General features: G+C 40.9%; 15 protein-coding genes. All 15 read left to right on the plus strand.

Going from position 1 to position 18,305, the window contains the following annotated elements:
* The first annotated feature begins 63 nt into the window (after positions 1-63).
* The 15 genes from selA to C9J51_RS03145 all read left to right on the plus strand — a co-directional run bounded on the left by selA (position 64) and on the right by C9J51_RS03145 (position 18,299).
* Positions 64-1,473: an L-seryl-tRNA(Sec) selenium transferase gene (gene selA, locus C9J51_RS03075; protein WP_045040094.1), complete on the plus strand. Its 1,410-nt coding sequence runs from the start codon at positions 64-66 to the stop codon at positions 1,471-1,473.
* Positions 1,473-3,314, plus strand: coding sequence for a selenocysteine-specific translation elongation factor (selB, locus tag C9J51_RS03080; RefSeq protein ID WP_045040095.1), 1,842 nt, complete (start codon positions 1,473-1,475; stop codon positions 3,312-3,314). Before selA ends, selB begins: the two co-directional genes overlap by 1 nt.
* A gap of 365 nt (positions 3,315-3,679) precedes the next feature.
* Positions 3,680-4,294: a 4Fe-4S dicluster domain-containing protein gene (locus tag C9J51_RS03085; RefSeq protein ID WP_045035478.1), complete on the plus strand. Its 615-nt coding sequence runs from the start codon at positions 3,680-3,682 to the stop codon at positions 4,292-4,294.
* Complete coding sequence (locus tag C9J51_RS03090; protein ID WP_045040096.1) at positions 4,291-6,222, plus strand: proton-conducting transporter transmembrane domain-containing protein; 1,932 nt, start codon at positions 4,291-4,293, stop codon at positions 6,220-6,222. The genes C9J51_RS03085 and C9J51_RS03090 overlap by 4 nt, the downstream gene beginning before the upstream one ends.
* A complete protein-coding gene (locus C9J51_RS03095; protein ID WP_045040097.1) occupies positions 6,222-7,175 on the plus strand; it encodes a respiratory chain complex I subunit 1 family protein in 954 nt (317 codons plus the stop codon). The genes C9J51_RS03090 and C9J51_RS03095 overlap by 1 nt, the downstream gene beginning before the upstream one ends.
* A 9-nt stretch (positions 7,176-7,184) precedes the next feature.
* Positions 7,185-8,939 carry a hydrogenase large subunit gene (locus C9J51_RS03100; protein WP_045040098.1) on the plus strand — a complete coding sequence of 585 codons (1,755 nt, stop codon included), beginning with the start codon at positions 7,185-7,187 and terminating at the stop codon, positions 8,937-8,939.
* Positions 8,940-8,947: 8 nt separating this feature from the next.
* Entirely contained in the window at positions 8,948-9,496 is a 549-nt protein-coding gene (locus tag C9J51_RS03105) for a formate hydrogenlyase complex iron-sulfur subunit (protein ID WP_045035482.1), read from the plus strand.
* Complete coding sequence (locus tag C9J51_RS03110; protein ID WP_045040099.1) at positions 9,496-10,335, plus strand: NADH-quinone oxidoreductase subunit B family protein; 840 nt, start codon at positions 9,496-9,498, stop codon at positions 10,333-10,335. Before C9J51_RS03105 ends, C9J51_RS03110 begins: the two co-directional genes overlap by 1 nt.
* Positions 10,332-10,781: a formate hydrogenlyase maturation HycH family protein gene (locus C9J51_RS03115; protein ID WP_045035484.1), complete on the plus strand. Its 450-nt coding sequence runs from the start codon at positions 10,332-10,334 to the stop codon at positions 10,779-10,781. The genes C9J51_RS03110 and C9J51_RS03115 overlap by 4 nt, the downstream gene beginning before the upstream one ends.
* Before the next feature lie 32 nt (positions 10,782-10,813).
* A complete protein-coding gene (gene hycI, locus C9J51_RS03120; RefSeq protein WP_045035519.1) occupies positions 10,814-11,308 on the plus strand; it encodes a hydrogenase maturation peptidase HycI in 495 nt (164 codons plus the stop codon).
* Positions 11,309-11,566: 258 nt separating this feature from the next.
* Positions 11,567-12,115, plus strand: a complete 549-nt coding sequence (locus tag C9J51_RS03125; RefSeq protein ID WP_045035485.1) for a 4Fe-4S dicluster domain-containing protein — start codon at positions 11,567-11,569, stop codon at positions 12,113-12,115.
* A 58-nt stretch (positions 12,116-12,173) separates the two neighbouring features.
* Entirely contained in the window at positions 12,174-14,318 is a 2,145-nt protein-coding gene (gene fdhF / locus C9J51_RS03130) for a formate dehydrogenase subunit alpha (protein WP_082064109.1), read from the plus strand.
* A 264-nt stretch (positions 14,319-14,582) separates the two neighbouring features.
* Positions 14,583-16,715 carry a sigma 54-interacting transcriptional regulator gene (locus C9J51_RS03135; protein ID WP_107237318.1) on the plus strand — a complete coding sequence of 711 codons (2,133 nt, stop codon included), beginning with the start codon at positions 14,583-14,585 and terminating at the stop codon, positions 16,713-16,715.
* Positions 16,716-16,765: 50 nt separating this feature from the next.
* A complete protein-coding gene (gene fdhD / locus C9J51_RS03140) occupies positions 16,766-17,599 on the plus strand; it encodes a formate dehydrogenase accessory sulfurtransferase FdhD (RefSeq protein WP_045040100.1) in 834 nt (277 codons plus the stop codon).
* 112 nt (positions 17,600-17,711) lie between these two features.
* Positions 17,712-18,299, plus strand: a complete 588-nt coding sequence (locus C9J51_RS03145) for a HupE/UreJ family protein (protein ID WP_045035489.1) — start codon at positions 17,712-17,714, stop codon at positions 18,297-18,299.
* Positions 18,300-18,305: the final 6 nt, after the last annotated feature.

An 18,305-nucleotide genomic window follows, 5' to 3' on the forward strand; every position in this document is an offset into this window, starting at 1 on the left:
ACTTTTCCTGTTTAAGGTTAGGGTATGAGTGCTGTTGTCTGCAATTCAGCCAAGGAACTTACCGTGACGACAATAACATCGCCAGATCTACCTTCTGCATCACTCGCTCCAACAATCAATTACCGTTTACCTCAAATTGAACAACTTCTTCAGCATTCAGATTTAGCTGATTATGTGCGCTTATTAAGTCGCCCTGTTGTGACGAATACACTCCGACAACTTTTTGCGTCTATTCGTCAGCATCCTGATTTTAAAACTCAAGGTGTTAATGATCTCGATATTATGGCGTTAGTGCTTGATAGTTGCCGTCAGTTATATCGTCGTCGTCAACAACGAGTAATCAATGCCACCGGTATAGCAGTACATACCAACCTTGGACGTTCTCCAATTAATGAACAAATTTGGGACAGCGTGAAAGCCGTTAATACAGGGTATAACAACCTTGAGCTGAAATTAAGTGATGGCAAGCGTGGTGATCGTAATGGTTTATTACCGACCTTGATTCAGAGCTGGATTGGCGCTGAAGATTGTGTGGTTGTGAACAATAATGCAGCGTCAGTGTATTTAGTGTTACATGCGTTAGCGGCAGGTAAAGAAGTTATTGTCTCTCGCGGTGAGCAAGTTCAAATTGGCGGTGGTTTTCGTATCCCTGATATTTTAGCCCTTTCTGGGTGCAAACTTGTTGAAGTGGGGACAACCAATATCACCACCAGTGATGACTATATTAATGCGATCACTGAAAATACCGCGATGGTCTTAATGGTGCATCAGTCTAACTTTTCTATGCAGGGGTTTACTGAATCACCTGATATTCAGGATGTCGCTGAACGTTTACCTGAACATGTTTCATTGGTGATCGATCAAGGCTCTGGTTTATCGTCTGAACAATATGCGCAAAGTGAAGTGTCATTACCGCGCTATTTACAAATGGGTGTTGATTTAGTGTGTTTCTCTGGTGATAAAATCATTGGCGGACCGCAAGCGGGTATTATTGCTGGGTGTTCAAAACTTTGCCAGCAATTAGCCAAAAACCCGATGATGCGAACTTTCCGTTCGGGACGTATTGTTTTATCAATGCTTGAGCAGTTATTGGTTCAGAAGTTAAACCGTGATCCTGCGGCTTTTGGTGTCGCGCAACAGGCGCTAGATCGCGCTAAAGTGAGTCAATCATTAGCTCAACAATGGGCGCTACGCTGGAAATCTTATGCTCAAGCTGTTCCTCTGGTAATGCAAGTCGGTGGCGGTGCCATTCCTAGTGAAACTTATCCTTGCTATGGTCTTAAACTTACCTTACCGGGTAAAGCACAAGCACATTTAGATGCGCTACGTGATTTGCCAATCCCTATTATTGGTTATGTTAATAGTAATCAGTTGCTATTAAATGTCGCAACCTTATTAGATAGCGATCATGCGGTCTTTATTGCCCAACTTGACGATTATATTCAATCTTATACCCATGTTGAGGCTAAATAATGGCAGTAATATCGACACAATATCAAGCTGTAGTTGGTCTTGCTGGGCATGTTGACCATGGTAAAACAGCGTTGATTGAAGCGTTAACGGGCATGCTCACTGCGCGTCCTCATGAGCAGCAATTAGGCATGACTCAAGATTTAGGTTTTGCCCATTTTCAAGATGATCATGGCAATACTATTGGCGTGGTTGATGTACCAGGACATGAACGTTATTTGCGTAATATGGTCGCGGGTGTGTGGCATTTAAATGTGTTGTTATTAGTGGTAGCGGCCGATGAAGGTTGGATGCCAATGACCACTTCACACCTTGATGTTGCGCATGCGATGGGGATTGAAGATATTGTCGTTTGTATTAATAAACGCGATAAAGTCAATGCAGAGCAATTAGCTGAAATAGAAGACCAAGTGTTAGAACAAGTCATGGAACGTAGCGGGTTGTTACCTGAAATTGTGACTGTTTCTGCATTGAAAAAAGATAACATTGAAGCGCTGCGCCAACTTTTAATTGATACCGTACAGGTCAACATTGCACGTCATAAAGTTATCGCGCCAGCAAACAGTGATAATATTGCAGTGCTTGAGCCTGCGACAGATCCTCTGATGTATATTGATCGGGTGTTTGTTGTTAACGGAATTGGTACGGTGCTAACGGGCACACTTGCACAAGGGCAATTAGCGATTGGCGATAAAGTACGTTGTCACCCATCAAATCTTGTTGGAACAGTGCGATCAATTCAGGCTTATCACCAGCAATTAACTTCAGTTTCAGCAACATGCCGTGTCGCGGTGAATGTTAAAGGGGTTGGGCGTAAAGATATTGGCAGAGGACATTTGATCACTGGTATCAATCAACCAATGACATTACGTGACCAATGTATCGTACGACTAACCAAAACCGCCACAAAATTAAAAGTAAAAAAGCAGCGTCAAGTAGAAGTGGCAATGGGTACTTGGCACGGCACGGCGCGTTTGAGCTACATTCCCAATACAGAGTTGGCGCGATTAGTATTTGAGAAGCCAATTCCATTATTATTTGGACAGCGATTGGCGATGATCCAAAAAGGTGGCAGTGGTTTACAGCATGGCGCAGAAGTGGTGTGGACGGATTATATTTTTGGTTATCAAAAACGTCGCTTATACGACGTATTAGATAATTTACCTCAGCAATTACAACCTGAGTCACAACGACAGATGTTGCTAGTGCTGCAAGGTTATTTTGAATGTCATGACGTTGATTTTAAACCAACGGAACAACAAACCTTCATTGCACCATTTTGTTTTGATAACCAATGGTTAGCTGATATGTCGCAACAGCTTGAAACATTACTGAGTGCGGGTATCTCTATGGCTTCGGCGGAATTATGTAGTCGATTACGGATCAATGATGCTGTGATTGAGTTGGTTATGCAGCGTTTGAAGTTGCAACAGAAAGTGCATTTAAGTTACGGAAAATGGTGTGTTGGGCAAGGGGATAATGAAGATGATCTACCTCAAGATGCGCTTGATATACTGCATCAAATTCGTCAGTTTGGCAAAGCAGGGCTTGAGCTAAATAAAGTCAAAATTGTAGGTGGTAAAAAGTGGTTGCGCCAATTAAGTCATCAAAAATACATTACCGCGCTTGATGAGAATATCTATTTTGATATGGGGGTCTATTTAGATCTTGTGAAAGCAGTGATTGCAGATCATCAACCCCATGATCGTATTACCATGACGGATATTAAAGATCGTACCGATCTCAGTCGTAAATATTCTATTCCGCTAGCGAACCGCATGGAAAAAGATGGTTGGGTTAAACGTGATGATGATGAGCGCATTATTTTAAAAGCATGGCATTAACAGATAACGGTAAATATAGGCTAGCAAGCAACATTGTTAATACCATGCAGCATCCTATTTAGAGTAGCAATAAAGGCCCTTTACTTATGTAAAATATAGGTAGAGGGCTTTTTTGTATGTTACTTTTTCTAATATAAACATCGCACTTCAAGATGATGGTTCGACACTTAACTGTCGAAGTGTGTCGACATGCCCGTGTCGAAGCTACCGCCGACGGTACCACAATTAATATATTGTCATATCGAAAAGTATTTTTTTACTATTATTATTTATTAAGCTATTGATATAAATAGAATTATATTTAACATGCTTGTATGGCATATTTCTTGCTTGAATAGTTTTTTTTGCGATTGACTAGGTAGACAATGAAAAGCTTTGTAATTGCAGATCCTGAGAAGTGTATTGGTTGTGGCACCTGCATGGCAGCATGTTCGACAGTACATAAACAACAAGGACTGCAAAGCCATCCCCGCCTAACCGTGGTTAAACGAGATGATGCCACCGCGCCGGTGATGTGTCGTCATTGTGAAGATGCACCTTGTGCCACAGTATGTCCAGTACAAGCGATCACCAAGCAACAAGATCGTGTCATGCTGAATGAAACGTTGTGTGTTGGTTGTACTTTATGTGCTGTTGCTTGTCCTTTTGGTGCAATCGCATTTGATGGTAGTCGACCTATTGCGATGGCAAATAGCTACGATACTTATATCCCTTCAACTATCCGTTCAAGTAACCCTTCAACTTCGATTCCAAGCATGTTTGGTCAAGATATTTTAGCTTGGGAGCCGGGAGTAAAGAGCATTGCGGTTAAATGTGATTTGTGTGGTTTCCGTGAACAAGGACCTGCTTGTGCCGAAGTATGTCCAACTCAAGCGATTATCATGATTGATGAAGCAAGTATTGCGAAAACACGTGATATTAAACGTGAGAGTGCGGCAGATAGTTCAGCATCAGCCAAAGGTGGAGCAGTAACACGATGAGCCCATTAGTTTTAGTTTGTTTTGCTTTAATTAGTTATGCCGTGGCTGCGATTTTATCGTATCAAGGGCGTAAACATGAGCAAGAAAGTTTACGCCTTGCTGGTGTGATCAGTGCGTTTGGTGGCCTATTTGGCATCATTGCTGGAGTCAGTACGATTGTTTCGGGTTTCGATACAGCGGATGCGACGGCGGCAATCGGTCATTGGTTTAGCATGGACATGTTATCAGCACTGATGGTGGTGGTTATCTCTGTCGTTACCATGGCAGCGTCTGTTTATTCGATTAACTACTTAGAAGAATACTATGGCAAAGGGGGTTGGAAGGTTAATATCCTGTTCAATATTTTTGCCGCAGCGATGACAGCTCTTGTAGTGTCAGCCAATGTAATGGTCTTTATTGTCTTTATGGAGATCATTTCACTGGCTTCTTGGTTAATTGTTACTAGTGATGGTAGTGCGAAAAGTAAAAAAGCCGGTTTGCAATATTTTATTGCTGATCATGCTGCCAGCTTTTTAGTTGTAGTGGCATTTATGATTGTTGCCTCTCATGCTAATAGCTATCAATTTAGCGCTATCATGCATAACCCTGTTACTGGAACAACAGCATCATTGGTGTTCTTATTAGCCTTAGTTGGTTTTGGTATTAAAGCGGCTGGTATTGGTTTACATGGTTGGTTACCTAAAGCTTACCCCATTGCACCGTCATATTGCTCAACCTTAATTTCTTGTGTCATGGTTAAGATCGGCATCTACGGTATTTTGAAGTTTGCGATTTTATTTCTTGGTGCAACCCAATTATGGTGGGGCTTCTTGGTGTTAATCTTTGGTGCAGTGTCTTCTGTGCTTGGCGTAATGTACGCACTAGCAGAACACGATATCAAACGATTATTGGCATACCATACTATTGAAAATATCGGCATCATTTTAATTGGTGTGGGTGTGAGTATGATTGGTATTGCTTCACATCATCCAGTATTAGCATTGCTTGGCCTTCTAGGTGGTCTATATCACTTATTAAACCACGCTGTGTTCAAAGGCCTGTTATGTTTAGGCTCTGGTTCAATTGTATTCCGTATGCATACCAAAGACATGGATGATATGGGCGGTTTGGCGAAAACAATGCCTAAAACAGCCGCGGCATTTTTGATTGGTACGTTAGCAATTTGTGCATTGCCACCATTAAATGGTTTTGTCTCAGAATGGTTTATTTACCAATCGCTATTTAGCATGGGTAAAGTTGGTACGGTTGCTAACTTAGTCTTTGGTCCATTTGGTATGGTAATGCTCGCCTTTACGGGTGCATTAGCATGTATGTGTTTTGTGAAGGTATACGGTATTTGTTTTACCGGTGCACCTAAAACAGAACGCGCTGCCAATACCCGTGAAGTGGGTCCTGCAATGATCACCGCCACAACATCATTGGCAATATTATGTATTGTGTTAGGTGTGTGTGCGCCATGGATTGCACCTTACTTCTCATCAATTGCTTCATCAATGTTAAATATGGCACCGTTAACGGTTGCTCATGGTTTAACCGTTTACCCAGCAGTTGCTGATCAAGCGATCCTTTCAACACCTGTCATTGCCATTGCGCTGGCACTATTAACCTTAGTACCTGCGGCGTTACTTTACGCTTTCCGTCAACGTCGTCTTCCGCGTCGTCATCAAGGTGATCCTTGGGCTTGTGGTTACCAATACGAACAACGTATGACGGTTTCTGCTGCAAGTATTACTCGTCCGATGCGTAATATGTTTGGTTTTATTTATAACAACCGCCAAGCATCATTGACTGAGCGTTTTGTACTACCTCATTTAAGTGAAGGTGGTGAAAATCCAACACTAGATAGTCGTAAGGTGTGTCGCTTCTGCGTTATTGCGGTGGTGGTTGTGGTGTTGTTTGTTCCTCTCATTTCAGGAGTTAGTCTCTAATGTCCCCACTTGAAATGCCAACAGCGGGTTGGATTGTTTTAGCGATTGTCCAAGCCATTTTAATGCTGATGTTAGCGCCTCTGGCAACGGGTTTTTCTCGCGTTATTCGCGCTAAAATTCATTCGCGTCAAGGGCCTGGTGTATTACAAGATTACCGTGATATTGCCAAATTATTGCGTCGTCAATCGGTAGCGCCTGCAAACTCTGGTTTTCTTTTTTGGATAATGCCATGGGTACTTATTGTGACAATGCTATTAATTGGTATGGCATTACCTACTATTACGCAAGTGTCACCGTTTCCAATTTCGGGTGACATTATTACCGATATTTACTTGTTAGCGATTTTCCGTTTCTTCTTCGCATTATCAGGTATTGATTCAAACAGCATGTTTGCAGGTATCGGTAGTAGTCGTGAATTGACGTTGGGCATCTTAGTTGAACCGATTCTAATTCTTGCGATTGTGGTGGTTGCGTTAAGCGTTGGTACCACTGACTTAGGTTATATCAGCCACGCACTAGCGAATAATTATTGGCAGCATCCATTAACCGTTATTCTTGCAGGTCTTGTGTGTGCGTTTGCATTGTTTATCGAAATGGGCAAAGTACCGTTTGATAGTGCAGAAGCAGAGCAAGAGCTTCAAGAAGGTCCAGTAACAGAATATTCAGGTTCTGCATTGGCGATGGTGAAATTGGGTTTAGGTTTAAAACAGCTTGTTGTTGCACAGTTATTCCTTGCGATTTTTATTCCTTGGGGTAAAGCAAGTAGCTTGAGTTTTGGCGGCTTATTTTCAGCTTCCATCATTTTGCTAATTAAATTGTTTGTAGTGTTCTTGATTGCAGGTTTAGTTGAAAACACCATGGCACGTGTACGTTTTACTCAAATTCATCGCACGATTTTCCCTGCGTTTTTAGTGGCTGTATTGGCACTGATATTTTTAATTTTTGGTTGGTAAGTAATAGATATGACAAACAATACATCTCAACAATTTCACTCGCAGCCACAAGCGGGTCGTATTGGTAAAAATTATGTCGATGGTGTGAATCATTTCTTTCCATCCGCAATTATTGATGAAGAGTGGCAGACCGAAAACCAAGTGACTATCACCGTTAAAATGACTTCGTTGGTTGAGGTGATGAAATGGCTTTATTACGATCAAGGCGGCTGGTTAACGGTTACTTTTGGTAATGATGAACGTAGCCTTAATGGTCACTTTGCGGTTTATCATGCGCTTTCTATGGAAGGTGAAGTAAAAAGCTGGATAACGGTAAAAGTCTTAGTTGATGCTAATAGCCAAGAGTTTATCTCTATTACTCCAACCATTCCTGCTGCGGTATGGGGCGAGCGTGAAATCCGTGATATGTATGGTCTACGCCCAGTAGGTTTGCCTGATGAACGTCGTTTAGTTCTACCCGATGATTGGCCTGAAAACCTTCACCCATTGCGTAAAGATGCAATGGATTACCGTCAGCGTCCACAACCAACAACAGAAACTGAAACCTATCAGTTTGATAATCAGCTCGGTAACGACAGTAACCGTATCGTGCCTGTGGGTCCGTTACATATTACGTCGGATGAACCGGGTCACTTCCGTTTGTTCGTTGATGGTGAAGACATTGTTGATGCGGATTACCGTATGTTCTATGTTCACCGTGGCATGGAAAAATTAGCTGAAACACGCATGGGTTATCATGAAGTGGCACAGCTAACTGACCGCGTATGTGGTATCTGTGGTTTTACTCACAGTGTGGGTTACAGCAATACTATTGAAAACGCATTATCGGTTGATGTGCCATTCCGCGCCAAGATGATCCGTACCGTATTACTTGAAGTTGAACGTCTGCACAGTCACTTATTAAACATTGGTTTATCAAGCCATTTCGTTGGTTTTGACTCTGGCTTTATGCAATTTTTCCGTGTGCGTGAAAAGACCATGGAATTGGCCGAGTTATTAACGGGTGCCCGTAAAACATATGGTATGAACTTAATTGGTGGCGTGCGTCGTGATTTTCTAAAACAGCAGCGCGTGCAAGGTATTGCGATGGTAAAAGAAGTCCGTCAGAAGTTCTCTGAGCTGGTGGATGTTTTACTTTCAACACCTAATATTGGTAGCCGTACTGAAGGCGTCGGTATTTTATCAAAGCAAATTGCACGTGATTTCAGCCCAGTAGGTCCAATGATTCGTGCGAGTGGTTTTAACCGCGATGTACGTATTGTGCATGGTCAATCATTAGAGTCATACGGTAGCGTACCGATTGATATTCAAGTGATGGAAAATGGTGATGTGTTCTCACGCGTTATGGTACGTGTACGTGAAGTGTTTGAATCATTAAATGTGATTGAATATGGTTTGGATCACTTGCCACCAGGTGCGATTTTAACGGAAGGTTTTGACTATAAACCGAATAAGTTTGCACTGGGCTTTACTGAAGCACCACGTGGTGAAAACGTTCACTGGAGCATGACAGGCGATAACCAGAAGTTATTCCGCTGGCGTTGTCGTGCAGCAACGTATGCAAACTGGCCTACATTGCGTTATATGCTACGTGGTAACACTGTTGCTGATGCGCCGTTAATCATTGGTAGTTTAGATCCATGTTACTCATGTACTGACCGTGTCACTATTGTTGATACTAAAAAACAACGTAGTAAAACAGTTCCTTATAAAGCGATTGAGCAATACAGCATTGACCGCAAGAACTCGCCATTCAAGCTTTAGGAGGTCATGTGTTTAAGTTATTAAAAACAGTAATTAAAACAGGTTCAGTTACCACTAAATATCCTTTTGCTCCGATGGAAATGAGTGAGGATTTTCGTGGTAAGCCAGAATTAGACGCCGATCAGTGTTTATCTTGCGGTGCATGTACGCGTGCTTGCCCTGCTAATGCTTTGATCATGGAAACGGATACTAAAGCGGGTACTCGTCGTTGGGAGCTTTCAACGGCACGCTGTATTTTCTGTGGTCGTTGTGAAGAAGTGTGCCCAACAAAAGCAATTAAATTGACTCAAAATTTTGAGCTAGCGGTGACCAGTAAAGCCGACCTTTATGATGAAGCAGTGTTTACGTTGGCGAATTGTCGTCAATGTGATCGTCCATTTGTCGCACGTAAGTTACTTGAATATGTTATGGATACTTTAGCGCACAGTGGTGTAAGCGGTGATCAACTTCAAGAACGTCGTAAGCAAATCGAAACCTGCCCTGAATGTCGTCGTCGCAACAATATGTTAGATAGCGAAAATGTCAGTCACCTACGTTACCTTGGGGATCAAAAGTAATGAAAGGTATTAAACAACTAGTAGGCACTGCCCATACTGAAACCGTACCGGTTGAATTGCCACCGAATAGTCAAAAGCTAAAAGATGCGCTGCTTAAGGAAATTCGTCGTTCAGCGTATGTCTACCGTGTTGACTGCGGTGGTTGTAACGCGTGTGAGATTGAAATTTTTGCAGCAACGACACCGATTTTTGATACTGAGCGTTTTGGTATTAAAATTGTGGCTTCACCACGTCATGCGGATATTTTGCTTTATACCGGTTCAGTAACCCGTGCAATGCGAGCGCCAGCTTTACGAGCTTATGAAGCCGCACCTGATCCTAAGATTGTGATTTCATACGGTGCATGTGGTTGTGATGGTGGTATTTTCCACGACCTTTATTGTGTATGGGGTGGGACAGATAAAATTGTACCGGTGGATGTCTATATTCCTGGTTGCCCACCAACGCCAGCAGCGACTATTTATGGTTTTGCGGTTGCATTAGGGTTACTTGATCAAAAATTAAAAGCCAAAGTACATCAACCTGAAGTACAAAAAGCGAGTTTAAAACACACTGAGATTCCATTAGATATCAAAGTGATGATTGAACGTCAAGCACGTGTGCTTGCTGGTTATTTGCATGGACAACGTATTGCCGATGACGTGATGGATGTTTTAGCAACCTGTAGCGCTGATGATGTTGATCAAAAAATCAGTGCGTATCTTGCGACTAAAAATGATCCACGACTTACTGAAATCGTGAATATTTTATTGTCAAAAACCATGGCAGCATTAACCGGTGTCGATACTTGTCCTAGTGCACAACAAGGTCAGCCATCGTGCGGAGGTTGTCACCAATGAGTGATGTTTTAGCGGAATTAACACAGTCGCGTCATTTTCAAGGTCACGTCTACTTTTATACATTAGGACGTAAGTTTGTTGATGAAAGCTATGATGTGCCAGAAGAAGCTAAACAGATCATGTACTACAGCTTGGCAATTGGTCACCATTTAGGCGTGGTCGATTGTCTAAAAGCGGTTATTGAATGTGAAGGTGATGAATATTTAAACTGGATCAGTGGTTTACCACAAGACAGTGAAGCATTTAATAAAATGAAAGGCTATTTTGTGTTTGGTGAAATCACCATTTATCCTGAACATCTTAATATGTTGGCGTTAGCGTTTGATCGGATTGATAGTTCAACTCAAAATGCGCGATCACAGCAATTGACCCGTGATTTTATTACTGCGCTTGGGGATATTCACCGCGAACCGACCATGTATATGATGATTCGAGGAATACGCTAACTATGTTACAGGAAGTGAATCTGTCAACAGTGATGGGCGAAAGTGTCTCTAACGATGATGTTGATTTATCGGTTAGTAATATTGTGCTTACTGTCGGTAATAGCATGATGGGTGATGATGGTGCTGGGCCATTATTAGCTAAAATGATCAAAGACAATCCGATTTCAGGTTGGAGTGTGCTGGAAGGCGGCTCGATGCCTGAAGATTGTTTGCACCTTATTCGCAAAGCTCAACCGCAACGTGTGATTGTGGTTGATGCGGCTGATATTGGTGAACAGGCGGGTGAAGTGAGAATTATTGATCCAGAAACTATTGTTGATATGTATGTGGTTTCGACCCATAGCTTACCGCTCAATTTTTTGATTGATGATTTAAAAACCTTTGTGCCTGAGGTTATTTTTGTGGGTATTCAGCCTGCTATTGTCGCATTTTCATTTCCGTTAACTGAGATGGTGCAAACAGCGGTTAAAACCATTTATCAGCGTTTGCCTGAATGGCAAGGTTCTGGCGGTTTTGAGCATTGTTAAGTTATAAACTGTCATCAGTGTCGACAATGTGTCGATAATATTGACGAAAAATGTCGATGTGTTTAATTAATCGAAACTGATTATCGACACTCTAAAAAAAGAAAGCGTGACAGTGCTCGCACTTTCTTTTTTTTTAACTAAATTTCATTAGGTTAAAAATAAATTCGATTTTTAGATATTTTTGGTACAATAAATGCTTATAAGGCATTGCAGCATAACACCATGCTGTGATGTATCGACATTAACAAGGTATAGGCCATGAACCGGTTTGTTTTTGCAGATCCAAATCTGTGTATTGGGTGTCGAACCTGTGAAATTGCATGTGTTGTTTCTCACCAAGTAGACGGAATGCTTTCGAGTGTTGACTCAAAAGAGTTTACGCCTCGTTTAGTCTTAGTGAAAAATGCACATGTAACGACACCAGTCATGTGTCGTCAATGTGATGATGCACCTTGTGCCCAGGTTTGCCCTAATAATGCCATCGTTTTAGAAGATGGTTATGTAAAAGTGATTCAGTCACGTTGTATCGGGTGTAAAACCTGTGTCATTGCTTGTCCTTTCGGCGCAATGAATGTTGTGACTAAGATGGTTGAAGAATCTAAAGGCGCGTCGCTATTTAAGCGTATGGTTCCTCAGTCTCAAGCACTAAAGTGTGACTTGTGTTCCCATCGTGATGCTGGTCCTGCATGTGTGGAAGTTTGTCCAACAAACGCCATTCAGATTATTGAACCTGAAACACTGACAGAAACCAGTAAACAAAAACGTGAAGCAGCAGCGCTCAATGATGCTGTAGCAATCATTCGTTAGTGTTTAAACCCTTGGTTTAAAATACACATTAATAACAATTATAGCCAAAAAGGTTAGTATGAAAAAATCAATTGTTGTTTGTCCCTACTGCGGTACTGGGTGCAAACTAAAGTTGGTTGTCGAAAATAACAAAGTCGTGGCAGCAGAACCAGCAATGGGTCGTACCAATGAAGGCCAACTTTGTTTGAAAGGCTACTATGGTTGGGATTTCCTCAACGATACCAACTTATTAACGCCTCGCTTGAAGCAACCAATGATTCGCCGTACACGTGAATCAGCATTAGAAGCCGTGTCTTGGGACGAAGCTATTCAATTTGCCGGCGATAAGCTAATGGCAATTAAAAAGCAGTATGGTCCAGATGCGATAATGACAACAGGTTCAGCCCGCGGTCCGGGTAACGAAGCCAACTATGTGATGCAAAAACTCGCAAGGGCGGTGATCGGAACCAACAATGTTGACCACTGTGCTAGGGTGTGACACGCACCATCAGTCTCCGGTCTGGAGACAACAGTAGGTAATGGCGCAATGAGTAACGCTATTCCCGAAATTCAACTTACTAAATGCTTACTCATCTTCGGTTACAACGCGGCTGATTCTCACCCAGTTGTAGCACGACATATTCTTAAAGCCCGTGCAAATGGCGCTAAAATTATTGTATGTGACCCACGTAAGATCGAATCTGCGCGTGTTGCTGATCAATGGTTAGCGTTGAATAACGGTTCGAACATGGCACTTGTTAATGCGTTAGCAAATGTGATTATCGAAGAAAATCTCTACGATAAAGCGTTCGTACAATACAACACTGAAGGTTTTGATGAGTTCCGTGAAATTGCTTCACGTTACACACCAGAAACAGTGGAAGAAGTAACGGGTCTTAAAGCTGCGGATATCCGTTTGGCTGCACGTACTTACGCTGCGGCACCTGAAGCAATGATTCTTTGGGGTATGGGTGTTACTCAGTACGGTCAGGCTGTTGACGTAGTTCGCGGTTTAGCGGGTCTTGCACTGTTAACCGGTAACTTTGGTCGTCCAGGTGTAGGTTGTGGTCCGGTTCGTGGTCAAAACAACGTTCAAGGTACCTGTGACATGGGTATGTTGCCGCATCAATTCCCTGGCTATCAAGATGTAAACATTGATGCCAATCGCGAAAAGTTTGAAAAAGCGTGGGGTGTTGAGCTTTCAGGTAAGCCAGGTTATCGCTTAACTGAATTAGGTCACAAGGTTAACGAAGGCGTTTGTAAAGCTTTCTATATCTTTGGTGAAGATCCAGCACAAACCGAAGCAGATCTAGCCGTAATGCGCGATACTATGCGCAAGATGGATCTTGTTATCGTACAAGATATCTTCATGACTCAAACAGCTGAATTTGCTGATGTTATCTTCCCAGCGACAAGTTGGGGCGAACATGAAGGTGTTTACAGTAGTGCTGACCGTGGTTTCCAACGCTTTTATAAAGCAGTGATCCCAACGGGTAATGTGAAGCCTGACTGGGAAATCTTTAGTTTGTTAGCAACGTACATGGGTTACCCTATGTCGTACAATAATACTGAAGAAATCTGGGATGAATTACGTGCATTATGCCCTGATTATGCTGGTGTAACGTATGAAAAAATGGCTGATCTGAAATCTGTACAATGGCCTTGTCCAACAGAAGATCATCCAGGTACATCTTACTTATTTAAAGATAACAAGTTCACTACACCATCAGGTAAAGGTATCTTTATCGGTGCAGATTGGCGTCCACCGCAAGAGCAACCCGATGCTGATTATCCGTTAGTATTATCAACTGTACGTGAAGTAGGTCACTACTCTTGTCGTTCAATGACAGGTAACTGTTCTGCATTACAAACATTGGCGGATGAACCTGGTTATGTGCAAATGCATCCAGATGATGCCAAAGCATTGGGGATCGATGATCAACAATTAGTTTGGGTTTCTTCTCGTCGTGGTAAAGTTGTCTCTCGTGCTAACTACAATGAGCGTGTTAACAAAGGTGTTGTATACATGACATACCAATGGTGGATTGGTGCATGTAATGAATTAACCATTGAACATGTTGATCCTATTTCAGGTACGCCTGAATTTAAATATTGTGCTGTTAAAGTAGAAAATATTGATGATCAACCGTGGGCTGAAAATTATGTACAAACTGAGTACAGTAATTTGAAAGCACGCTTAAAAAACCATGTTAAGAATGCGTAAATACATTGTTTAAATAAGACCTATTAAGGTTTATATTTACTGTATAGCAGCATAAATGAAAATAAGGTTTCCAAGATAAAAGATTGATTATTTTTATCTTGGAGCCTTATGTTTTTATTATCAAAATAATCGTTCTAATTTATTTATAAGCTCAAAGATTTGCATTACTATTAACTTTATTTTAATGATGATGTTGTTGTTAGTAATTATTGATTGATATGGATCAATACTTGGTTATTAAAATGATTGAGAATTGTATAACAAATGCGCGAATTATTATTCGCTATTCGAGGCATATTATCAGTAAGAGTTAATGTCAGCATGGAAAACTTTGAAAGCGATTTAATGATATTTTCTAAGGCATTATTGTCGATAAATGATATATCAGGTGTAATTGATTTTTTAAATAATGAACGTTTGTTATTTATCGATGCTGATCGTGTTAATATTATTTTAAAAGATGATATAAGCGCTCAATCAATTTTATATTATCAAAATGCAGATAAAAAGTTTCAACGCTATGATTATTCAGAAGATAGTTTAAGTCTTCATCATGTTGTTTCGTGTGAATATAGCCATTATATTAATGGTGAAGAACTTTATCGTACTTTTCCTCAGTTATCTCTCCATCCTGCATACACTAATATTAAAACTTACTGTAAAATACCGCTACTAATAGCTAATCAACAGTTAGGTGCTATTGAATATATTAATCTTCGCTTACCTGATCATGCTGATGTGGAAAAACAATTTAAGCTGTTCAATAATATGGTTGCTGCAATGATCGAACATATTCTTGAGCATCAAATTGCGTCTTCGTTGACACAACAATTAAGTAATGAGCATAAGGATTTTCAGTTTTTAGTTGATATTACTAATGCGGTTATTAATCAGAGTTCAAAAAAAGAACTGATTGGTTCGTTATTGTGTTTTTTATATCAACGTTTTGGAATGAATGAACTGTCAATTATACAGTCTCAAGATGGTCATTATAATCAATATTCTAGTGGTAATGCTGACGCTGATGGTGAAATGGATTATCAATGCCATTTTTTCACTGATGATAGTATGATCAAAAACGCTATTGAAAATAATCAAGCAGTTATTTTGACGGCTACTGATATTTATAAATTAAACCACGATGACAATAGTCCTTATTTTTCATCTTTGGCGAAAAGAGCTTGTATCATACCCATGATATTTCGAGGTCTTACCATCGGTTATATTTGTTATGTCAAACCCGTAGAAACACCATTTCAACTGACTGAAATTGAATTATTTAAACAAATATCAGCTCGGGTCGCATTAGCGATACACAGTATAAAAGTGCATCAATCAGCAACACCACATCGATCTAAGACCAAGTTTATTAGTATTGAAGACAGTTATGATGAACATACTATTTTTGATGACATCATCAGTCAAAGTGAAGTGATGAACAAGGTATTGGAGCAAGTTGCATTAGTCGCAAGTTGTGACAGTACTGTGTTGATTTTAGGTGAGTCAGGTACCGGTAAAGAATTGATTGCGCGTGCGATTCATAAAATGAGTCATCGCAGTAAAACTGACATGGTCAAGATGAACTGTGCCGCGATCCCTAGTGGCCTATTTGAAAGTGAATTATTTGGTCACGAACGTGGCGCATTTACAGGTGCAGTCACGCAACGTGTCGGTCGGTTTGAGCAAGCGCATAAAGGCACACTATTTCTTGATGAAATTGGTGATATGCCATTAGAGTTACAGCCCAAATTATTACGTGTTTTACAAGAAAATGAAATTGAACGACTCGGCAAAAACCAGTTGATCAGTATCGATGTACGCGTTGTTGTGGCGACCAATGTCAATTTATTGGAAATGGTACAACAGAAACAATTTCGCAACGATTTGTATTATCGCTTAAATGTTTTCCCGATTGAGATTCCGCCGTTACGTGAGCGAGCAGAAGATATTCCCTTATTGGTTAAACATTTTACCCGTGAATTAGCGAAGAAAATGGGAAAAAACATTACCTCAATTGCGGTTGAAGATATGCATGTTATGCAGCAATTTTCATGGCCGGGTAATGTGCGTGAATTACGTAATGTGATTGAACGGTCGGTTATTTTAACCCGTGGGCAGGTGCTTAATGTGCCAACACAAGAATTGGTGTCGTTACCGTCAACATTGGTAACTACAGTCATTGAACCTGTCACCGAATCGATCATATTACCAACATCTGTTAAATCACCATCACCGATGATTGATAAGCAAATGATAGTGGATGCATTAATACGTTGTGGTGGTGTAATTGCAGGTCCCAACGGTGCAGCTAATCAATTGGGATTAAAGCGGACAACGCTATTATCTCGCATGCAAAAAATGGGCTTAAATAGCCAAGATTATCGTTTGATTAACTGAATATTATAAATAAAACAATGAATGTCGTAATAGATAAGTAAAGGAAAAAGATGTTGAACACCTTAGAAGCGTTACCGGAATCGATGTTTTGTAATGCGAGTGAACGTCCTATTGTACGTTACCGTAAAGGTAAAAGTGATTGTAATGAACTTGATTACATCATTGAAGAAACGCCGGTTGCCATTGCTTTTAATGGTGTTGCTTACACTGTAATGATGTGTACACCTAATGATCTAGAACAGTTTGCGATTGGTTTTTCGTTATCAGAAGGAATTATCGATCATCATCGTGATATTCATGATATTGAAATGACACCAACCTGTGATGGTATTAATATTAATGTCACTATTGCTAACCGCTGTGTTGCACGTTTACAACAAAAACGTCGCTCATTAGCCGGGCTAACAGGATGTGGTATTTGTGGCGAAGAAAAATTAGAAACGGTATGCCGAGTATTAGACCCAGTACCATCATCAGTACACTTTGATTTGAGTTACCTTGATTCTGTATTACAACAATTATTACGTAAACAACAATTGAATCAATTAACAGGCTCAGCACATGCTGCGGTGTATATTGATAATCAAGGTCAAGTCGCTGCAATTTTTGAAGATGTAGGGCGTCACATTGCATTAGATAAATTAGTGGGCTGTATCCATCAACGACAGTTAACGGGTGGGGTGGTTTTAGTCACTAGTCGCGCTAGTTTTGAAATGGTTCAAAAAGCAGCCGCTGCGGGTGTTGAAGTGCTGCTAGCGATTTCATCAGCAACTAAAATGGCGGTGGATTTGGCAGAAAAACTTAATCTAACGTTATTGGGTCATTGTCGTAATGGTCGTGCAGATGCTTATACGCATTCTGAGCGTATTACAGGGATGATTTAATCACGCTTAGGCATTGAATTTAATACTAATGAGTAAGTCCTCCTATTACTGATTAGTAATAAATAGCCCGTTAAATCGGGTTTTCATTCTATTATACTAAGGATAAATATAAATGAAATTTAAACATCTTGTTGCCGGTGCGCTTACTCTTTTTTCACCCCTCGTTTTAGCACACCCAGGTCACATCGGTTCTCATACAACCACTGGTTTTATGACAGGTTTTGTACATCCATTTACGGGGCTTGATCACTTATCTGTAATGATCGGTGTTGGTTTATTGGCGGCGTTGATTGGCGGTAAAGCAGTATCACGTTTACCAATGGCATTTGTTGGGATTATGGTTGTTGGTGGCGCATTAGGTGTGGCTGGTATGGTGTTACCTGGTATTGAAATGGGTATCGCTTTATCTGTTATTGGAATGGGTGCAATGTTATTAGCTGGTGGTCGTATGTCAGAGAAACTGGCAACGGGCTTAGTAATGGCATTCGCATTATTCCACGGTATGGCACATGGTATGGAAATGCCTCTTGATGCACAAGCACTAGAGTATTTTAGTGGTTTTGTTGTAGCAACGGCAATCTTACATGTATCAGGTATTGCATTAGGTAAGTTCGTCATGACATCAGCAATCAATCAACGTGTAATGCGCGTAGTTGGCATTGTTATGGCAGCCTTTGGTGGCATATTAATGCTGTCGTAATTTAGC

The sequence above is a fragment of the Photobacterium iliopiscarium genome (assembly GCF_003026395.1).
In the GTDB taxonomy this organism is placed as follows: domain Bacteria; phylum Pseudomonadota; class Gammaproteobacteria; order Enterobacterales; family Vibrionaceae; genus Photobacterium; species Photobacterium iliopiscarium.

What these genes read in the sequence shown, in the direction of transcription:
- selB (WP_045040095.1), top strand. Translation starts at nt 1,473, where the DNA reads ATGGCAGTAATATCGACACAATATCAAGCTGTAGTTGGTCTTGCTGGG.
- C9J51_RS03085 (WP_045035478.1), top strand. Translation starts at nt 3,680, where the DNA reads ATGAAAAGCTTTGTAATTGCAGATCCTGAGAAGTGTATTGGTTGTGGC.
- C9J51_RS03090 (WP_045040096.1), top strand. Translation starts at nt 4,291, where the DNA reads ATGAGCCCATTAGTTTTAGTTTGTTTTGCTTTAATTAGTTATGCCGTG.
- C9J51_RS03095 (WP_045040097.1), top strand. Translation starts at nt 6,222, where the DNA reads ATGTCCCCACTTGAAATGCCAACAGCGGGTTGGATTGTTTTAGCGATT.
- C9J51_RS03100 (WP_045040098.1), top strand. Translation starts at nt 7,185, where the DNA reads ATGACAAACAATACATCTCAACAATTTCACTCGCAGCCACAAGCGGGT.
- C9J51_RS03110 (WP_045040099.1), top strand. Translation starts at nt 9,496, where the DNA reads ATGAAAGGTATTAAACAACTAGTAGGCACTGCCCATACTGAAACCGTA.
- C9J51_RS03115 (WP_045035484.1), top strand. Translation starts at nt 10,332, where the DNA reads ATGAGTGATGTTTTAGCGGAATTAACACAGTCGCGTCATTTTCAAGGT.
- hycI (WP_045035519.1), top strand. Translation starts at nt 10,814, where the DNA reads ATGGGCGAAAGTGTCTCTAACGATGATGTTGATTTATCGGTTAGTAAT.
- C9J51_RS03125 (WP_045035485.1), top strand. Translation starts at nt 11,567, where the DNA reads ATGAACCGGTTTGTTTTTGCAGATCCAAATCTGTGTATTGGGTGTCGA.
- C9J51_RS03135 (WP_107237318.1), top strand. Translation starts at nt 14,583, where the DNA reads ATGCGCGAATTATTATTCGCTATTCGAGGCATATTATCAGTAAGAGTT.
- fdhD (WP_045040100.1), top strand. Translation starts at nt 16,766, where the DNA reads ATGTTGAACACCTTAGAAGCGTTACCGGAATCGATGTTTTGTAATGCG.
- C9J51_RS03145 (WP_045035489.1), top strand. Translation starts at nt 17,712, where the DNA reads ATGAAATTTAAACATCTTGTTGCCGGTGCGCTTACTCTTTTTTCACCC.